The organism is Polaribacter uvawellassae, from assembly GCF_039748955.1.
Lineage (GTDB): Bacteria > Bacteroidota > Bacteroidia > Flavobacteriales > Flavobacteriaceae > Polaribacter > Polaribacter uvawellassae.
Map to the genome: position 1 here is coordinate 21,399 of NZ_JBDIZN010000009.1, position 17,742 is coordinate 39,140.

At 29.7% G+C, this 17,742-nt stretch carries 17 protein-coding genes; all 17 read left to right on the plus strand.

Going from position 1 to position 17,742, the window contains the following annotated elements; translation table 11 throughout:
• The first annotated feature begins 397 nt into the window (after window positions 1-397).
• The 17 genes from ABDX67_RS13330 to ABDX67_RS13410 all read left to right on the plus strand — a co-directional run bounded on the left by ABDX67_RS13330 (window position 398) and on the right by ABDX67_RS13410 (window position 17,475).
• Window positions 398-598, plus strand: a complete 201-nt coding sequence (locus ABDX67_RS13330) for a helix-turn-helix domain-containing protein (protein ID WP_347175544.1) — start codon at window positions 398-400, stop codon at window positions 596-598.
• Window positions 595-1,605: a restriction endonuclease subunit M gene (locus ABDX67_RS13335; RefSeq protein WP_347175545.1), complete on the plus strand. Its 1,011-nt coding sequence runs from the start codon at window positions 595-597 to the stop codon at window positions 1,603-1,605. The genes ABDX67_RS13330 and ABDX67_RS13335 overlap by 4 nt, the downstream gene beginning before the upstream one ends.
• A complete protein-coding gene (locus ABDX67_RS13340) occupies window positions 1,592-5,530 on the plus strand; it encodes an Eco57I restriction-modification methylase domain-containing protein (protein ID WP_347175547.1) in 3,939 nt (1,312 codons plus the stop codon). Before ABDX67_RS13335 ends, ABDX67_RS13340 begins: the two co-directional genes overlap by 14 nt.
• Before the next feature lie 371 nt (window positions 5,531-5,901).
• On the plus strand, window positions 5,902-6,765 hold the full coding sequence (locus ABDX67_RS13345) for a hypothetical protein (protein WP_347175548.1): 864 nt from the start codon (window positions 5,902-5,904) through the stop codon (window positions 6,763-6,765).
• Complete coding sequence (locus ABDX67_RS13350) at window positions 6,765-7,172, plus strand: hypothetical protein (RefSeq protein ID WP_347175549.1); 408 nt, start codon at window positions 6,765-6,767, stop codon at window positions 7,170-7,172. Before ABDX67_RS13345 ends, ABDX67_RS13350 begins: the two co-directional genes overlap by 1 nt.
• A 167-nt stretch (window positions 7,173-7,339) precedes the next feature.
• Window positions 7,340-7,987: a DUF1801 domain-containing protein gene (locus ABDX67_RS13355; RefSeq protein ID WP_099570562.1), complete on the plus strand. Its 648-nt coding sequence runs from the start codon at window positions 7,340-7,342 to the stop codon at window positions 7,985-7,987.
• Window positions 7,988-8,184: 197 nt separating this feature from the next.
• Window positions 8,185-8,877: a DUF6090 family protein gene (locus ABDX67_RS13360; protein WP_347175550.1), complete on the plus strand. Its 693-nt coding sequence runs from the start codon at window positions 8,185-8,187 to the stop codon at window positions 8,875-8,877.
• Between the two features lie 112 nt (window positions 8,878-8,989).
• Window positions 8,990-9,583 carry a hypothetical protein gene (locus tag ABDX67_RS13365; protein WP_347175551.1) on the plus strand — a complete coding sequence of 198 codons (594 nt, stop codon included), beginning with the start codon at window positions 8,990-8,992 and terminating at the stop codon, window positions 9,581-9,583.
• A gap of 234 nt (window positions 9,584-9,817) precedes the next feature.
• Entirely contained in the window at window positions 9,818-10,420 is a 603-nt protein-coding gene (locus ABDX67_RS13370) for a DUF4760 domain-containing protein (protein WP_347175552.1), read from the plus strand.
• 347 nt (window positions 10,421-10,767) lie between these two features.
• The gene (locus ABDX67_RS13375; protein ID WP_299137103.1) at window positions 10,768-11,007 is read left to right on the plus strand and encodes a hypothetical protein; all 240 of its coding nucleotides are present in this window, start codon (window positions 10,768-10,770) and stop codon (window positions 11,005-11,007) included.
• Window positions 10,997-11,566 carry a hypothetical protein gene (locus ABDX67_RS13380; RefSeq protein WP_347175553.1) on the plus strand — a complete coding sequence of 190 codons (570 nt, stop codon included), beginning with the start codon at window positions 10,997-10,999 and terminating at the stop codon, window positions 11,564-11,566. Before ABDX67_RS13375 ends, ABDX67_RS13380 begins: the two co-directional genes overlap by 11 nt.
• A 169-nt stretch (window positions 11,567-11,735) precedes the next feature.
• On the plus strand, window positions 11,736-12,989 hold the full coding sequence (locus ABDX67_RS13385; protein ID WP_347175554.1) for a GNAT family N-acetyltransferase: 1,254 nt from the start codon (window positions 11,736-11,738) through the stop codon (window positions 12,987-12,989).
• Between the two features lie 188 nt (window positions 12,990-13,177).
• The gene (locus ABDX67_RS13390; RefSeq protein WP_347175555.1) at window positions 13,178-14,032 is read left to right on the plus strand and encodes a hypothetical protein; all 855 of its coding nucleotides are present in this window, start codon (window positions 13,178-13,180) and stop codon (window positions 14,030-14,032) included.
• Between the two features lie 123 nt (window positions 14,033-14,155).
• Window positions 14,156-14,875 carry a hypothetical protein gene (locus ABDX67_RS13395; RefSeq protein ID WP_347175556.1) on the plus strand — a complete coding sequence of 240 codons (720 nt, stop codon included), beginning with the start codon at window positions 14,156-14,158 and terminating at the stop codon, window positions 14,873-14,875.
• Window positions 14,876-15,343: 468 nt separating this feature from the next.
• Window positions 15,344-15,607 carry a hypothetical protein gene (locus ABDX67_RS13400; RefSeq protein WP_347175557.1) on the plus strand — a complete coding sequence of 88 codons (264 nt, stop codon included), beginning with the start codon at window positions 15,344-15,346 and terminating at the stop codon, window positions 15,605-15,607.
• A gap of 237 nt (window positions 15,608-15,844) precedes the next feature.
• Window positions 15,845-16,285, plus strand: a complete 441-nt coding sequence (locus ABDX67_RS13405; RefSeq protein ID WP_347175558.1) for a hypothetical protein — start codon at window positions 15,845-15,847, stop codon at window positions 16,283-16,285.
• 683 nt (window positions 16,286-16,968) lie between these two features.
• Window positions 16,969-17,475, plus strand: coding sequence for a hypothetical protein (locus ABDX67_RS13410; RefSeq protein ID WP_347175559.1), 507 nt, complete (start codon window positions 16,969-16,971; stop codon window positions 17,473-17,475).
• The last annotated feature ends 267 nt before the right edge of the window (window positions 17,476-17,742 follow it).

Genomic DNA, 17,742 nt, shown 5'->3' on the forward strand with positions numbered 1-17,742 from the left:
AGTTAACTTAACATTTTGATAAAAACAAGAATTAATTTGAATTTAAAAAATCAGTGGCTAACACCGTATAAAATTAATTGCTGGTTCTAGCCTACTTACGAAAGTCCTAACGGACTTTCTATTTCGTTTTTATTTGTTATCTTTAGTGCTTAATCAACGCAACTAATATTATACAATTCCGTTGTAAGTAATGCGGAAATCGTGCTAAAATTCAAGATTAAAACTAAAAAAGCCAACCGCACAGTCAAGCACATTTCATTTTTTTCGTGCCTCAAAAAATAAAAAGAGCTTGCCTTTTTCCAACGCTCACCCAAACCAAGTGATTATTTTAATACTCATTTAGTGAGATATTTAATATTTCTTATTACTTTAGTGAACTGAATTAAATAATTCAATTATGAACCGAATTAAAGAGGTTTTAGACGAAAAAGGAATTAAGCAAAAATGGTTAGCTGAAAAACTGGGAAAAAGTTATAATATGGTTAACTCTTATGCCCAAAACAGAAGACAACCTAGTTTAGAGGATTTATACAAAATTGCTGAAATCTTAAATGTAGAAGCAAAAGAATTACTAGTGCTAATAAAAGAACTGAATTGAAAACAGAAATTGACATATTAGAAAATGAAATCTTAGAAAAATATCCTGAGGTTTTAGATATTCTTTTGCGAGACCAAACAACTCAAAAAAACATTATTTGGGCAACAAGTAATTATGAGCATTTGGGAAAACCATATTTGGAAAGTAATCAGATTCAATCAGAGAACATTACTGGCATAAATGGTAATGTAATAATGCCAAGGGTTCAAAAAGACCAAGTATTACAAAATTCCAGAGTAAAAAAGATGGCTGAAGTATTTACGCCATCTTGGATTTGTAATGCTCAAAACAACTTGATAGATAATGCTTGGTTCGAAAGAAAAAATATTTTCAACAAAGAAATTCCAGACGAAAAAAAATGGAAAACTAACCAAACAAAAATTGAATTCCCCAAAAATAAGACTTGGAAAGATTATGTAAATGATACTCGACTTGAAATTTCTTGTGGAGAAGCACCGTACATATCAAGTAGATACGATACTACAACAGGTAAATTCATTGAGATTGAAAGCAGGATTGGTTTATTAGATAGAAAACTAAGAGTTATAAACGAAAATGTTGATGATTCTAGTGAATGGCTTAAGGCAATTAAGTCAGCTTATAAAAATACTTATGCTTATGAATGGCAAGGTGACAGTTTGTTATTAGCAAGAGAGTCAATGCTATTTACTTTCATTGAAAACTACAAACATAAATTCAGAAAAGAACCTTTACTTAAATCAATTCAAGAGATAGCATATATAATTTCTTGGAATGTTTGGCAAATGGATGGTTTAAAAGGTGTTGTTCCATTCTCTTGTGGTGAAATAAAAACAAAATCAGTTAACCTATTTGGAGAAGAAGAAACAGACAATTCATTTTGCAAAGGCTGTCTTAACAACAATATGTTTGAACATAATGGAATTTACTGTTTAGTTATGGACTGGTCAAACAAAGATTTAAAAGGGAAAAAACTAAGGTTTATTGACCTAATAGAAAATAAGAAATCAATAAATGGCAGAAAATAATCAACTAGATATACAATTACTTGAGGAATTAATAATCGGAAGAGTTGAGCCTCATATTTACGCTTTCACAACTGGAACAATTCCTAATTATTTAAAAGTTGGAGATACATACAGACCAGTAGAAACAAGACTTAATGAATGGAGAAAACATTTTCCTGAACTAGAGAAGAAATTTCAAGAAGTTGCAAAGATAGATGAAGAAACTTTTTTTAGAGATTTTGCAGTTCATAAATATTTAGAAAACGATATTCAAAAATCTAGGTTACTGCGTGATTCCCTAGAATCAATACCATATTATTCAAATGAATTTTTCAAAGATACTACACCAAAGAACCTAGATGATGCTATAATTGATATAAAAGAATCTCATAATAATAACGATACAAAATATCAACTCTATAAATTTGAAGACAGTCATATTCCAATAGTTCATACTTACAATAGAACTGAAACTTATGAGCCAAGACCAAATCAAAAGGAGACTATCGAAAGGTTCACAGATGCATTAAACAAAGGTAGAAACAATCTTTTAATGTATGCTGTAATGCGTTTTGGTAAATCATTTACCTCAATGTGTTGTGCAGTAGAAATGAATGCCAAAATTGTTTTAATTGTTTCGGCAAAAGCTGATGTTAGAGAAGAATGGAAAAAAACTGTAGAAAGCCATAAAAAGTTTGATGGATTTACGTTTTTAGACAGTAACTCACTTCTGCAAAGTGATTCTATTATTAAAGAAAAAATTGAGGCAAATGAAAACATCGCTTTATTTCTAACACTTCAAGATTTACAAGGCGATGATATAAAAACAAAACATAAGGAAGTATTTGAAAATCAAATTGATTTATTACTTATTGACGAGACACATTTTGGCGCAAGAGCATTAGAATACGGTAAGGTTTTAAAAGACTTTTCAACCAAAGAACGAAAAAATGAGGAAAAACTAAATGATGAATCTATAGACCAATTAGACGATACTACTAAAACTATAAACGCAAAGGTTCGTATTCATCTTTCTGGAACACCTTATCGAATTTTAATGAATAGTGAATTTACAAATGACGATATAATCGCTTTTTATCAATTCACAAATATTGCAGAAGACCAAGAAAATTGGAATGAGCAAAACCTAATTAAAGATGAAATAAAAGAATGGGATAACCCTTATTATGGTTTTCCTCAAATGATACGTTTTGCATTTAACCCAAATAAATCTTCCAGACAAAGAATGGAAGAACTTAAAAAAGCAGGTATTACTTATGCTTTCTCTGAATTATTAAAACCTAAATCCATACTTAAAGACAACACAAATCAACTACATAAAAAGTTTATTTATGAGCAAGAAATCATCGATTTACTTAATGTGATTGATGGTAAAGATGAAGATGACAACTTATTAAGTTTTCTAGATTATGATAAGTTGACAGAAGGTAAAATGTGTCGTCATATGGTTTGTGTACTTCCCTATCGTGCTTCCTGTGATGCTTTAGAGGAATTAATTAAATCGAATGAATTTAAAAACCTAAGTTCTTACGAAGTAATCAATATTTCCGGTGTAGAAAATGATAAAATTTACAAAGACACACAGTCAGTAAAAACTAAAATAACTAAATGTGAAAGCGAGAACAAAAAAACTATCACTTTAACTGTAAATAGAATGCTTACAGGAAGTACAGTACCTGAATGGGATACTATGCTCTATTTAAAAGATACAGCTTCACCACAAGAGTACGACCAAGCAATTTTCAGGCTTCAAAGTCAATTTATTAAGGTTTATAAAGAACCTGATGGAGATATTGTAAAATACAATATGAAACCTCAAACCTTATTAGTTGATTTTAATCCTAATAGAGTGTTCCAAATGCAGGAACAAAAGTCACAGATTTATAATGTTAATGTAGAATCTAATGGAAACACCGAATTAGAGGAAAGAATAAAAAGAGAACTACAGATTTCACCAATAATTGTTATTAATAACAAAAAAATGGTTGAAGTTGAGCCAACAGATATTTTAGATGCTGTTCGCAAATATTCGAATGAAAGGAGTGTTTTGGATGAAGCTACATCTATTTCAATAGATTTTTCTTTGTTAGACATTGAGGCAATAAAAGCTGTAATCGAAAAACAAGGCGGATTAAAATCAAGACAAGGTTTAGAAATAGAACCATCAGAAGGAGAAGGTGACGATATTGATACTGGCGAAAAACCTGGTAAAAAAGACGAATCAGATAAAAAAGGAAAGGATTCTAAAACTTCGAAAGGTGATGAGAAAATAGATTATAAAGGAAAGTTTGCAATGTATTATGCTAGAATACTATTCTTTTCATTTTTAACAGATTCAAAAGTCAAATCACTTCAAGAGATAATTAATACTATAAATGAGGATGAAAATAATCTAAGAATTGCTTCAAATTTAAATTTAGAGATTGATATATTATCATTATTTCAAGAACATATTAACCCTTTTATATTAAGCGAATTAGACTATAAAATTTCAAATATAAATTCTCTAGCAAACGACAATACAATTTCACAAATTGAAAGAGCAAGTAATGCGATGAAAAAATTTAGTCGCTTATCGGATTCTGAGATTATAACACCCGAAATTGTTACTGATAAAATGATGAACTCTTTTCCTACTGATTCAATAAACGAATCTACTTTCCTACTAGATATTGCTTCCAAACAAGGTGAGTTTGTTTATGCGACATATAAAAAATTCGGAAAAGAGGTAGCTAATAAATTTTATTCAATCCCTACGTCCAAAATTGCTTATGAGTTTACAAGAAAAGTATACAAACTTCTTGAACTAGATATAGAAAATATAGAATCAAACTACACATCTTACGATTTAATCAAAGAAAACGATTTGATTGAAGATGAAACAATAAAAATTAATAATAACAATATGAAATTTGACGTAATTGTAGGAAATCCGCCTTATCAGCGTTCACAAGAAAGCACTAGTGACAAGCCAATTTATCAAGATTTTATGGAAATATCTTATGGATTAGCAAGCTATGTATCTTTAATCACACCAGCAAGATTTTTATTTAATGCTGGTAAAACACCAAAATCTTGGAATAATAAAATGTTGAAAGACCAACACTTCAAAGTTGTATGGTATAGCAATGATAGTTCTAAAGTGTTCCCTAACGTAGATATTAAAGGCGGTTTAGCAATTACACTTCGTGATAAAAATCAAAATTTTGGTTCAATTGGTACATTCACACCATATACAGAAGTGAAATCTGTTCTTAAGAAAGTACTTGCTAATAATTTTAGTTCATTAAGTGATTTAGTATTTGCCCCAGAAAGTTATAGGCTTAGTAAAAAATTACATTTGGATTTTCCAAAATTAGAATCACGGCTTAGCAAAGGTCACAAATATGACCTCACTACAAATATATTTGATAAGTTGCAAGAAACATTTATTGATGATAGACCAAAAATAGATGCTGAGTTTATTCAGATACTAGGGAGACAAAATAATAATAGAGTCTTAAAGTGGGTTAAAAAAGAATACGTTGACGAACATAAAAATTTAGACTATTACAAATTAGTATTACCAAAATCAAACGGAACTGGAAAGTTTGGCGAAAAACTTTCAACACCTCTGATTTGTAAACCAAATGAAGGTCATAACCAAACTTTTATTAGCATTGGTGCTTATAATACTGAAATTGAAGCAAATAATTTATTAAAATATATAAAGACAAAATTTTCTAGATTGCTTTTAGGAACATTAAAAGTAACTCAAGACAACAAAAAAAGTGTTTGGAAAAATATTCCTATTCAAAATTTCACTTCTGATTCGGACATTGACTGGAGTAAATCCATTGAGGAAATTGACAAGCAACTTTATAGAAAGTATAAATTGAGCAAAGAGGAAATTGAATTTATTGAAAAAATGATAAAACCGATGTAAGCCAACGCTCAAAGCCATACACATTAGCAATTCGCTCAAGCCAACGCTACGCCTAAAATTGCAAAAGAGTATGTCTTGCCAACGCTCACATTTGAACTAAATAACAAACATCGGAAAACCAAGCAGAACGTGAAAAGCACTACTTACAACAACGTGTATAAAACATAGCTATTACAGGCTTTCCGAGAGGTTTTTGTATATTTACGAAGTACGCCAAATTTTTTATTTGGTTATATTTATTAAAGAAAATTAAACATAAAAATAAAAAACTCGGCTCGTGCTAAATCCGAAAAGTTAGCGATTATTTATACGCTACGTTTCATACACAAGACCGTTGTGCATAATGTCTCACTCAGACCCAAAAAACCTAAATGAAAAAAGAATTAAATAATAAATACGAAATTAGGTTAGATTTTAAAAGAGAAACTCAAAATCCAAGTAGACTTTTTAGAGCGTTTGCAGAAATGATTGATGGTGTAAATAACTTAGACCATTTGATAGCGGAAACAGTTAATAGTTCTGTAAAATCAAAAATAGTATTAGATGATATTGAAAAAGGTTCAATAATTGGTCGCTTTTGGAGTGCTTTGACAATTAATGAAGAAAGTAAAATTGACAATTCACCAGAGAGTGAACAAATTGAAGAATATATTGAGGAATCTCGAGCTGAATCTTTAAAGTTCATTTCAGAACAAAAATCTTCTGTTGAGGATTTAAAAGAATTAGCCAATAATTTAGAAAAAATTGCTGAAGAAAAATCATTAGCTGATTCTTTTAATTATGCAGAACACGATATTCTAAAATTAGCAAAAACCATAAATAAAATTAATGAATCTACTCAAGAACTAAATGAGAAAGAATCTTTTGAATTAAAATCTAAAAACAGAGAAGTAAAAAATATTAAATCTGGAACAGAAAAAATTGATATTGATGCTGTAGAAAATGCTCTAACTGAAAATGAAATAGTGAACGAAACTGAAATGATATATCTAATAAAAAAACCTGATTTCTTAGGAGATTCTGCTTGGTCATTCAAACACGGGAACAAATCAGCTTCTATTAAAATTTCTCACAGTGAATGGTTAGAGGAATTTCACTCTGGAAAAATAATAGTAGTTCCTGGAGATTCATTAAAAGTAAAGGTTAAACAAACATCTAAATATAACACAAACGGGTATTTGATATCAGATAAGTTAGAAATCATAAAAGTACTAGACGTAATACATAACAATTAATGAAAATAGACAAAACCATAAAATATATTCTATCATCTGAATTTCTATTTACTTTGTTACCTGTTGTGATTTTAGTGATGGTTCGTCTATTTCAAAATGACTTTGAATCTATTTTTTATAATACAGAGTGGTCAGTAATAGCAATAATATTATTTAGACAATCCGTTGTAAAATTTTCATCAGGAATTTCTAATACAAATGAACAAGTAAGATGGCAATTTGTTGCTTTAATTATTTCATTAATAATTATTTTTGGCTTGATTCCTTCTGTAATAATATTGATTTTAAACTTAATTAATACCGAAATTCATTTTGGAATGTACATTGCTCAATTTATTATATTTTTAATAAGTTGTTTTGTCTTTTTTATAGTTGGTTCTATTGGACAAAAAATGTTAGACGAATAAAAACACTATGCACAACAACGTGTATAATTAATGGCTAGTTCTCGCCTACTTACGAAAATCCTCGCGGATTTTCTATTTGGTTTTTATTTGCTAAATTAGGTGCTTGAACACGCCACTAATCATACACAAAACCGTTGTGCAACATTTAACAGCAACCGCAAAAACCAATGAACGAAGAAGTTAACAAATATTTGACTGGACTTAAAAAATGGAAAACGGAATTGACCAAACTTCGTGAAATCATTTTGGAATGCGGATTAAAAGAAGAATTCAAATGGATGCATCCTTGCTATACTTACAACGGAAAAAATATTTTGCTAATCCACGAATTTAAAGACTATTGTGCGATTTTGTTCCATAAAGGAGTTTTGCTCAAAGACCCTGAAAATATTTTAGTTCAACAAACTGAAAATGTCCAATCGGCAAGACAAATCCGATTTACAGACTTACCAGAAATTGAGGAACAAAAAACGATAATTAAAGAATATATAGAAGAAGCAATCGAAATTGAAAAGTCGGGAAAGAAAATTGAAAAGAAAAAAACATCTGACTTCGATATACCGAAAGAATTAAAACAAAAATTTGAGGAAAATTTAGACTTTGAAAAAGCATTTAAGAAACTAACAGCAGGCAGACAAAAAGGTTATCTGCTACATTTTTCAAAACCAAAACAATCGAAAACTAAAATAACAAGAATTGAAAAAAATATGGAACGGATTTTAGATGGTTATGGTCTAACAGATTGTACTTGCGGACTTTCAAAACGGAAACCGAATTGTGATGGTTCGCACAAAGAATTAGATAAAACTGAATAAAAAAACGTTGCACAACACCGTGTATAATTAATGGCTACTACTCGACTACTTACGAAAATCCTCGCGGATTTTCTATTCGGTTTTTATTTGCTAAATTAGGTGCTTAAACACGCCACTAATCATACACAAAACCGTTGTGCTTCATTATAACCAACCGCTAACCAATGATAAAATTCTTTAGAAAAATAAGACAGAATATGATTAGGGATAAAAAGGTCATTAATTACCTTCTTTATGCTATTGGAGAAATTATACTAGTAGTTATTGGAATTTTAATTGCGCTAGGTATAAATAACTCGAATGAATTAAAAAAAACAAGAGATGCAGAGAAAGTCTATCTAAAAGAAATAAAAAGTGATTTGATGCAAGATACATTATTGTTGTCTCAAGTAATTCAAGACCACAAATGGCGAATTGCCCAATTAATGTCTCAAGACAAAACTATTGACTTTATATTCGAGGAAATTATTGGTGAGCTTCCTAAAGTGGAAGGTGTATCTGAGTTAGAATATATTTTCTTTACAGATAGAAAATTTAGACCAAAAATTGGAACTTATAATTCAATGATATCTGAAGGAAAATCAAACATAATAAGTAATCGTGAGCTATTTAATAATATTCAAAATATCTATGAATTGGAGGCCCAAAATATCATAGCTATTGGTGAAGATGTGTTGGATCGTTCTACAGAGTTAAGAAATAAATATGCATATGAAATAAAATATGGTGATTTTGGCTCACCAATTACAATTACAGACAAACGAATATTAGCTGATATTTATATTTCATCGAGACAACTTAATTATTATACAAGGCAATCAGTTTTATTAAAAAAGAGCATAACAGAATTAATCGAACTAATAGATGTTGAATACCAATCTTTGGAATAGAATAACCAAAGCTAACTTCAAACCTATATAATCCTATACTTGGAGTTCACCTTTAATAATTGTAACAAATTTGAATCTTACACGTCCTATTGTTCAAACAATATAAATATAAATGAAAAATCAAATTCTACTATTACTTGCATTAGTATTCTTTAGTGCCTGTAACAACTCAACTAAATCCAATACAACGAACCAGCCAACTCTAACTGATTATTCACTCGGTGAGAAATGGGTCTGGAAATATAAAGGTGTGACTACTGAAGGAGAAGTACGCTCAGACGGAACAGATACAAGAGAAATAGTAAGTTTTAACGGAGCCCTAGGTATGACTATTGGTAAAGATACTATTCCAGTTACCGAAATCGTTAAACCAGAGGTAAGCGAAACACCGAAGTACGACTGGCCTCTTGAAGTGGGTAAAAAATGGAAATATGAAAACAGTTGGACAAGTCAAGATGGAACTACTGGAAACCAAAGTCAGAATGCGGAAGTACTATCATACCAAGAAGAAACAGTTGAAGCGGGAACATTTATGGCCTACACAATAAAATACACTGGAAAAACTACCAATTCTAGAGGATATAGCGCAAATGAAACAGAAGTTTGGTTATATGCACCTGCTGTAAAAAACTTCATAAAACTCACTCAAAATCAAGGTGATTTTCACTATGTGGAGGAATTAATCGAATATTCAAAAATAAAATAACGAAAGCACAACAACGTGTATAGCTCATTGCGGCTGAATTCCTTATTGGAATTCATTGCAATTTGTTATCTTTCGGTTACGGCGGAAAATCATAGCTGATTTTCCGCAACGAGCCATACACAAATCCGTTGGCAACTATTACTCACTCAAAATCTGAAAATAAAAACTTTGATTTTTAATTCTAATTTCACAATTCAGATTATTATCATAAATTTACGAAAAAATTGAATATTAATGAATAAGTTAAAAGTAAACTTCCAAGTAAAATACATAGTTATTTTTCTTTCTTTAATCGTTATAGTTGGTCTTATATTATTCTACACAATGAATAAATATAATATTGAATTTACTTTCACAGATATTATGGCTTATGGAGCAGGAAGTGTTGCTATTATGGCATTGATTTATCACGCTTTGAGTTTAGAATCTCAATATAAATTTCATCAAGAAAACTTATTCCTAACAAGGAATCAATATGCTTATGATGTTGTTTCTAAATTTAATGAACCACAAATGACTGACGCACTTCAGTTTCTTTACAAAATTGACAAGGATAAAGAAAAATTTTTTCCAGATAAGAAAGTTCAAAATTTTTTAGATTATATTAAAGAAAACAATGACGATAGACAAAAAATAGTTATGGTAATAAACTACTTTGAACACTTATCTATTCTTGTTAAAAATAATCATATAGACGAAAAAATAATTAAGGAAAGTTTCAAAACAGTATTTATTAGTACTTTCGTATTAATGAAACCTTACATAGATTACAGTCAACAGGAAAGTTCTTCTATTTGGTGTAATTTTGAGAAAATGGCTATTGATTGGAATAAATAATAAATTGGCACGATATTCGTTATTATATTATAAAAGAATTATATTTACATCGTTAAATAATCAAATTATGAAAACACAAGATTTAAGTTGGTAGAAAAAATTAAAACTGAAATTATTAACATAACCTCCAAATTTGGAGGTTTTTTTTCGCTTAAACTTTAAGATAAAAACCTGAAAAAATAAAACAGTTGCCAACACCGTATAAACTTTATTGCTAGTTGGTTGCTTACTTACGAAAGTCCTCGTGGACTTTCTTGGTTAATAATTATTTACTAACTTTACTGCTTAAATCCGCAACAAAGCTTATACAAACACGTTCTACGCAATTTGACCAAACCAACAAACGAATGAATAAACATCATATTTTAAATACAATTAAGTTTATAGGAAAATCAATTCTTGTACTTCTGACAGGTATTTTAATATTTGCTTATTCAATTGCATTAATCGAAAAAATACAACGTCCGACTTTTAAAAACTTACCGACAAATGAATTTGTAATTATCGGAATAATTTTATTGATTTTGATTTTTGTAAATCTAAAATGGGTTTTCGGAATTTTTAAAACCAAACTAAATGAAAAGTAAGATAACTATCATCTTCCTGTTTATGATATTAGTTTCTTGCAAAAATGAAACTGAACAGAAATCCGTATTTGCAAAATCTGATTTTAATATAAAAACTGACTTAACCGATTTTAAGAATAAAATGACTGAATTAGATACAATCAAAATTTGGTTTGACCATTCTGTTTGCACCTATCAAGGAGTTGAGCGAATTGAAATAACAAAAAAATCTGATTCAATTAAAATACGAACTGAATTTAAAGAAGAAACTTTTAACGAAAATCCCAAATGGAAATTGGTTTATGAAAAGAAAATACCAAAAACCGATTCGATATGGAAAATTGAGGAATTCTTTAAACGAAATATCGAAAAACAAAAGTCTGAAGAAAAAGATTATGGAACCCTTCAGATTACGCACAATGGAATTAAAGTTCACTATTTTACGAATGGTTTAGTTGATTTGAACAGGTTTATGGCTGACTATTTTAAAACTATGAAAAGGTTACATCCAGAAAACATAGATAACATTTATGGTGTGGAAATCGAAGAAATAATAGAAACGGAATTAGAATCTGAATAAAAACTGCGTAGAACACCGTATATAATTTATTGCTAGTTCTAGCCTACTTACGAAAATCCTCGCGGACTTTCTATCTGTGATTTATTTGCTAACTTTAGTGCTTAAAACACGCAACGAAATCATACACAAACTCGTTGTAGGCAATTAAAAAACAAAACGTATTAAAGAAATGAAAATTTGCATTGCACAAACAAAATCTGAAAAAGGAAAAGTTCAAGAGAACATTCAGAATCATTTGCGAATAGTTGAAAGTGCAATCAAATCAAATTCTGAAATAATAATATTTCCTGAACTATCAATAACAAATTACGAACCAGATTTAGCCAAAGAATTAGCTACTGACGTAGAAAACGAAATTTTCAATCAATTTCAAGAATTATCTGATAAAAACAAAATAACTATTGGAATTGGAATGCCGACAAAAGCAAGTGATGGAATAAATATAAGTATGCTGGTTTTTCAACCGAATGAAAAAAGAGTTGTTTATTCCAAGCAAATGCTACATTCAGACGAACTACCTTATTTTATTTGTGGAAAAAACCAAGTAATTCTAAACATTAAGGGAATAAAACTAGCTGTTGGTATTTGCTATGAAACTCTACAACGTGAACACTTTATAAATACTAATCAAAAAGGTGCTGACATTTACATTGCAAGTGTTGCAAAACCAAAAGGCGGAATTGAAAAAGCATTTAGACACTTTCCAAAAATCGCCAAAGAATTTAACACACCTATTTTAATGTCTAATAGTGTTGGTTATTGCGACAACTTTTTGAGTGTTGGTCAAAGTGCAATCTGGAACAAAAAAGGAGAATTAATTGAACAACTTGACAGCGAAAATGAAGGAATCCTAATTTATGACACAGAGACTGAATTAGTTAAAATTGACCAATCGAAAATAGAAAAAGGACAGCTTTCTAATTTAGAAAAATTATTTCAAATTTATCTAAATGGTAAAATCGATTTAGAAAATAATGGAATTTATCAATGGACAGATAATTACCCAACAATCTCAATCATTGAGAATGATTTAAAAAAAGATGTTCTTTATACATTAAAAAACAATGGAAAAATTATTGGAGCAATTAACATAAGTGAAGAACAAGAAACTGAATATGAATTAATTAAATGGGAATTTGACAATTCAAAAGTATTAGTAATTCATAGACTTGTAATTGACCCAAAATATCAGAAAAAAGGATACGCACAAAAACTGATGGAATTTGCCGAAAATTTTGCGAAAGAAAATAATTATACTTCGATAAGATTAGATGCTTATAGCCAAAATATTAGAGTGATTGAATTCTACAAGAAACGAAACTATTTTATACGTGGCAATGTCAATTTTCCAGAAAGAGAATATCCGTTTCATTGTATGGAAAAGGATATAATAACTGCCTACAACAACGTATATAGCTCATAGCTAGTCAGTTGCTTAATCGGAAGTTCAGGCATATTTGCGAAGTCCGCCAAATTTTTTAATTTGGCTTATTGAAAAAAAAGGTAATAAGAAAATTAAAAAATTCGGCTCGTGCTCAACCGAATAGTTATCGCTAATTTACACGCTACGAGCCATATACAAAACCGTTGTAGCCAATATAAGAAACGCCTATGGGAACTTGGGGAACAGGAATTTCTTCAAACGATATTTATGAAGATATTAATTATGAATTCTTTGAATTATATAATCAAGGAATGGAAGTTTCTGCGATTACTGAAAAGTTAATTCAGGAAAATAAAGAACTGATTGATTCTCACGAAGACCAAAATAATTTTTGGATAACTATTGCAAAATCTCAATGGGAATGCAAATCACTTGACCCAAAAGTTCTTAATCGGATTAAAGATATTGTCGAATCTGGAAAAGATATTGAATTGTGGAAAGAACTTGACGCTTCAAAATCTGACTTGACTAAAAGGCAAAAAGTTTTAGATAGCTTTTTAAAGAAAATATCAAACGAAAAAAAGACATCTCGAAAAAGAAAAGTAAAAAAATCACGAAATGCGATTTTCGAAAAAGGAGATTGTTTAGTTTTTAAATTAAGTGATGGAGATTATTGTGGAGTTTTCGTGTTGGAATCGGAAAAAGAAACGGAATTCGGACTGAATTTAATTGCTGTAACTGACATTAAACAATCGGAAAAACCAACTGAAAAGGATTTTGAGAATGCCAAACTATTATTTAGACTTGAACAGCAAATAAACAAGGAGTTTAAACCAAAGGAACAAATTAGTTGGTATTATGCTCAACATTTCAAAAAATCGGAAACGGAATTTGAAAAAATTGGGCAATTAAAAGTTAGTAAAGATTATTATTCAAATAAAGACCATCAGAGTTTTTCGAATTGGGACAATCTGAAATTATTTCAAGATGAATTCTATTCTGACTTTGAAAATAATAAGTGCAAGAACAAAGTAAAATTAAGTAGTTTAAGGAAAAAATACTGGCTACAACAATATGTATAATTCATTGCTTGGTTTTTAACTTTTCGGAATAATCCTTCGGATGATTCCTCTGGTTCGTTTCTTTTTGTTAAATTAGTTTCTGAAATACGCAACGAAATCATACACTAATCCGTTGCCACACATTTGAGAAAAACAATCTACATAACATTAATATTAGGAATTCTAATTTCTTGCAAACAGAAAAAAGAACCAAAACAGGCGGAAAATAAACCGACTGAAATTCCTGCGTGGAAAATTGATTTAGACACTATTTTGGAAAGAAATAATCCGAAAAGTCTTGACTTAACGAAACATCAACTTTTTATAGATACTACACGAAATTCGGAGATTTACGAAAAGGTAATTAACTGGAAACCGAATCGGATGGATAATGACGCAATTTCATATTACGAGAAAGAAATTTCCAAAAAACACAAACCGAATAAAGTTTACTTAAAAGGATTTCCGAGACATTGGATTAGTTTAAAAAAGTTAAACAATGAATTCGTGATTTACGAACCTTGTGACGGAAATACGCCATCATACGAAATCAATGAAAGTTCAGTTCTTTTCTTTCATCAACTCGAAGCAGATGCTGACTTAATATCTGAATTGAAAAAATTGAGAGAAAACGAAATTGCTTTAGAATTAAATACTATTCCACAGAAAACTAAATCCGAAAAAGCCGAATTAACAATAATACCAACTGAATTTAAAAACGTTTATGAATTGACTTATAGTTTTGATAAAGTTGTGAGTAAACAGTTCGTTACGCCAAACGATAAAGTATCGGAATTTGATATAATTGTAAATAATTGTCCGACAATGAAAAGAATGGAATTTAATGGATTTGACAAAGATTAGAGGAATAAAAACGTGTGGCAACACTGTATATAATTTATTGCTTGGTTCTAGCCTACTTACGAAAATCCTCGCGGATTTTCTATTCGGTTTTTATTTGTTAACTTAGTTGCTTAACCACGCAACAAACCATATACAAACACGTTGGCAGTAATTAAAAACTCACTCAAAACCAAAACTGAATTAAGACTTATAACAGTAAATTTATGAATGAAAAAGTTTTAATTATTTTAAAAAAACTGATAAATATATTGAGATATATTTTCACAGGATTTTGGGGATTTCTAACAATAATTGTTATCATATATTTAATTCATAGATACTTAAATCCTGGTTGGAAAAGTATTTCAAATCGAGACTTAAAAGATTATGGGAAAATTAGTTTAATCTTTTTTACAATATTCGGAATCTTGACATTTTTGAAATATTCTATAACTAACAAATTGAATAAAAATGAAGAAAAGTAAAACTATGAAATGGACTTTTATTTCTGTTGGTGGAATAATAGTGTTTCTGATTAGTTTTACAGTAATCTATGAATTACTAATTCCTGACATTTGCCATTATCATACAAACGAAATGAATTCATTTATGAATCTTTTTTACAGTGCTGGAGGAGCTGATAATGGACATCCAGAACCGAATAAATTGAATTTTATTACTTCAATCATAATAGGTGGAATATTAGGAAATGGAATTTATAAACTTGTGACAAAACAAACGAGTGAAAAATAAAAACTACTGCCAACAACATATATAATTTATTGCTGGCTTTTTGCTTACTTGCGAAAATCCTCGCGGATTTTCTTGGTCAGTAATTATTTACTAAATTAGTTGCTTAATTCACGCAACAAACCATATATAAACACGTTAGCCACAAGTTAATCAGACCAACGAAAATTAGTAATAAATTCAAATTTTTAGATTTTTAATGAACGAATTTCAATCCGAAAATATAACTGAAACCGAAAAATGAAATTCCTGATTAACAAACCGCATCTGATTTTTTTACTTTCGATTCCAATAATAATCCTATTCGGAATATTAAACAGAAACGAAATGTTGGATATAAATGTTCACGATACTTATTTCGTTTTTAGCCAAATCGATTTAACTATTCTGATTTCAATTCTTTTCGGAATAATCGGAATTGGATATTGGATTATGCTAAAAGCCAACAGAAAGCTATCCAAATGGCTGAATTTGATTCACATTACGCTGACTTTTGGCGGAATTTTACTCATATGGATTTTAGCGCAACTTTTCCGAGAATCAATAATGGAATATAATTTCAATAATAATCTGACTTTTGGAATTTATTTAATAGCTTTAATTGCAATTTGCGGACAGTTAATTTATCCGATAAATATAATAAGCGGAATAATTAAAAAACGGAATAAAACCAGTGGCTAACAACGTATATAAAAAATTGCTGGTTTTATCTAAATCAAAAGGTCGTTGCACGTTTGCTACGTCTGATTTTCCTTCGGAAAATCCTCGCACGCAAACACGCAACTTTCCACATACAAAACCGTTGGGTTTCATTTATGGAAATCGTTAAAATTTAAGCTTTTCGTTTTTAAATAAAGTTTATAAATGGTTGAAAAATCTCTGAAAAATTACATCGGAATTCTCTCGTAAAACTCAAAAAAAGTTCATTTTACAATTTTAGTTTTTATGAATATTATTTTACAAGGTTGAAAAATTCCAGTTGAAAATCTTTATGGGAAATATCTCTGAAAAATCAGCAATCTGAAAAACTAAAAATAAAGATTTAGTTACTAAATAAAGCTTTTAGAAAACTTGAAAAATGGAATTGAATAGCAAAACGTGAAAATCAAAACGCTGGAATGAAAATCTGAATGGAAAAATCTCAAAATTATTCGCTGAGAATTTTTACAAAAAAACAGAATGAAAAGTAAAACCAAAAAATAAAACGAAAACCCAACAACGTGCATAATTCATTGCTTACTAAGTTTTTCTTGCGGAAAAACCTCGCAAACCTCAAATGTTTGTAATTATTTAGGTTTTTTTCGCTAAATTCACGCAAACAAATCATGCACAAAACCGTTGTAGCCAATTAAAACAAAATCAATATGAAATTTTATCTGACAATTACAATTACTCTTTTAATCTCAACATTAGGATTTTCTCAAACTTCTGAAACTGACTCAATTTCTAAAGCTAAAATAAAAAAATTGGATTTTATGGTTGGCAACTGGAAAGGAACTGGTTGGATGATGGGAAGAAATGGAAAATCAGAATTTGAACAAACTGAAAGAGTTGAATTTAAATTAGACTCAACTGCTGTTCTTATTGAGGGAAAAGGAATATCGAAAGGGAAAATTGTCCACAATGCACTTGCAATATTAACGTATGATAAAACAAATAACAATTATATATTTCGCTCATATTTACCAAGTGGAATGAATGCAGAGTTTAAGGCTGAAATTATCGAGAACAAACTATACTGGTATCCAAATGATAATGTACGATATATAATATGGCAAAATGAGAAAGGACAATGGTATGAAACTGGAGAATATAAGAGAGAAAACGCTTGGAGTCAGTTTTTCGAAATGACACTTGATAGAGAACAATAACTGGCTACAACAATGTATAACCGCAATTACGGCGGATTCGACTACGTCCGAATCCACTCGGAATTGCTAACGTCAGTTCTTAACTGAAAATTATTAACTTTAAATCCGTAACTGACGGTTATACAAGACCGTTGGGCAACATACTGACCCGTCCTGAATAAAGGCTACATAATTTTAAACATTATGTATAGAAATGACAAAGTAATTAGACGGTATTCAGAACCCTTTAAACTGAAAATTTTAGCCGAACTTACAACCGGAAAACAC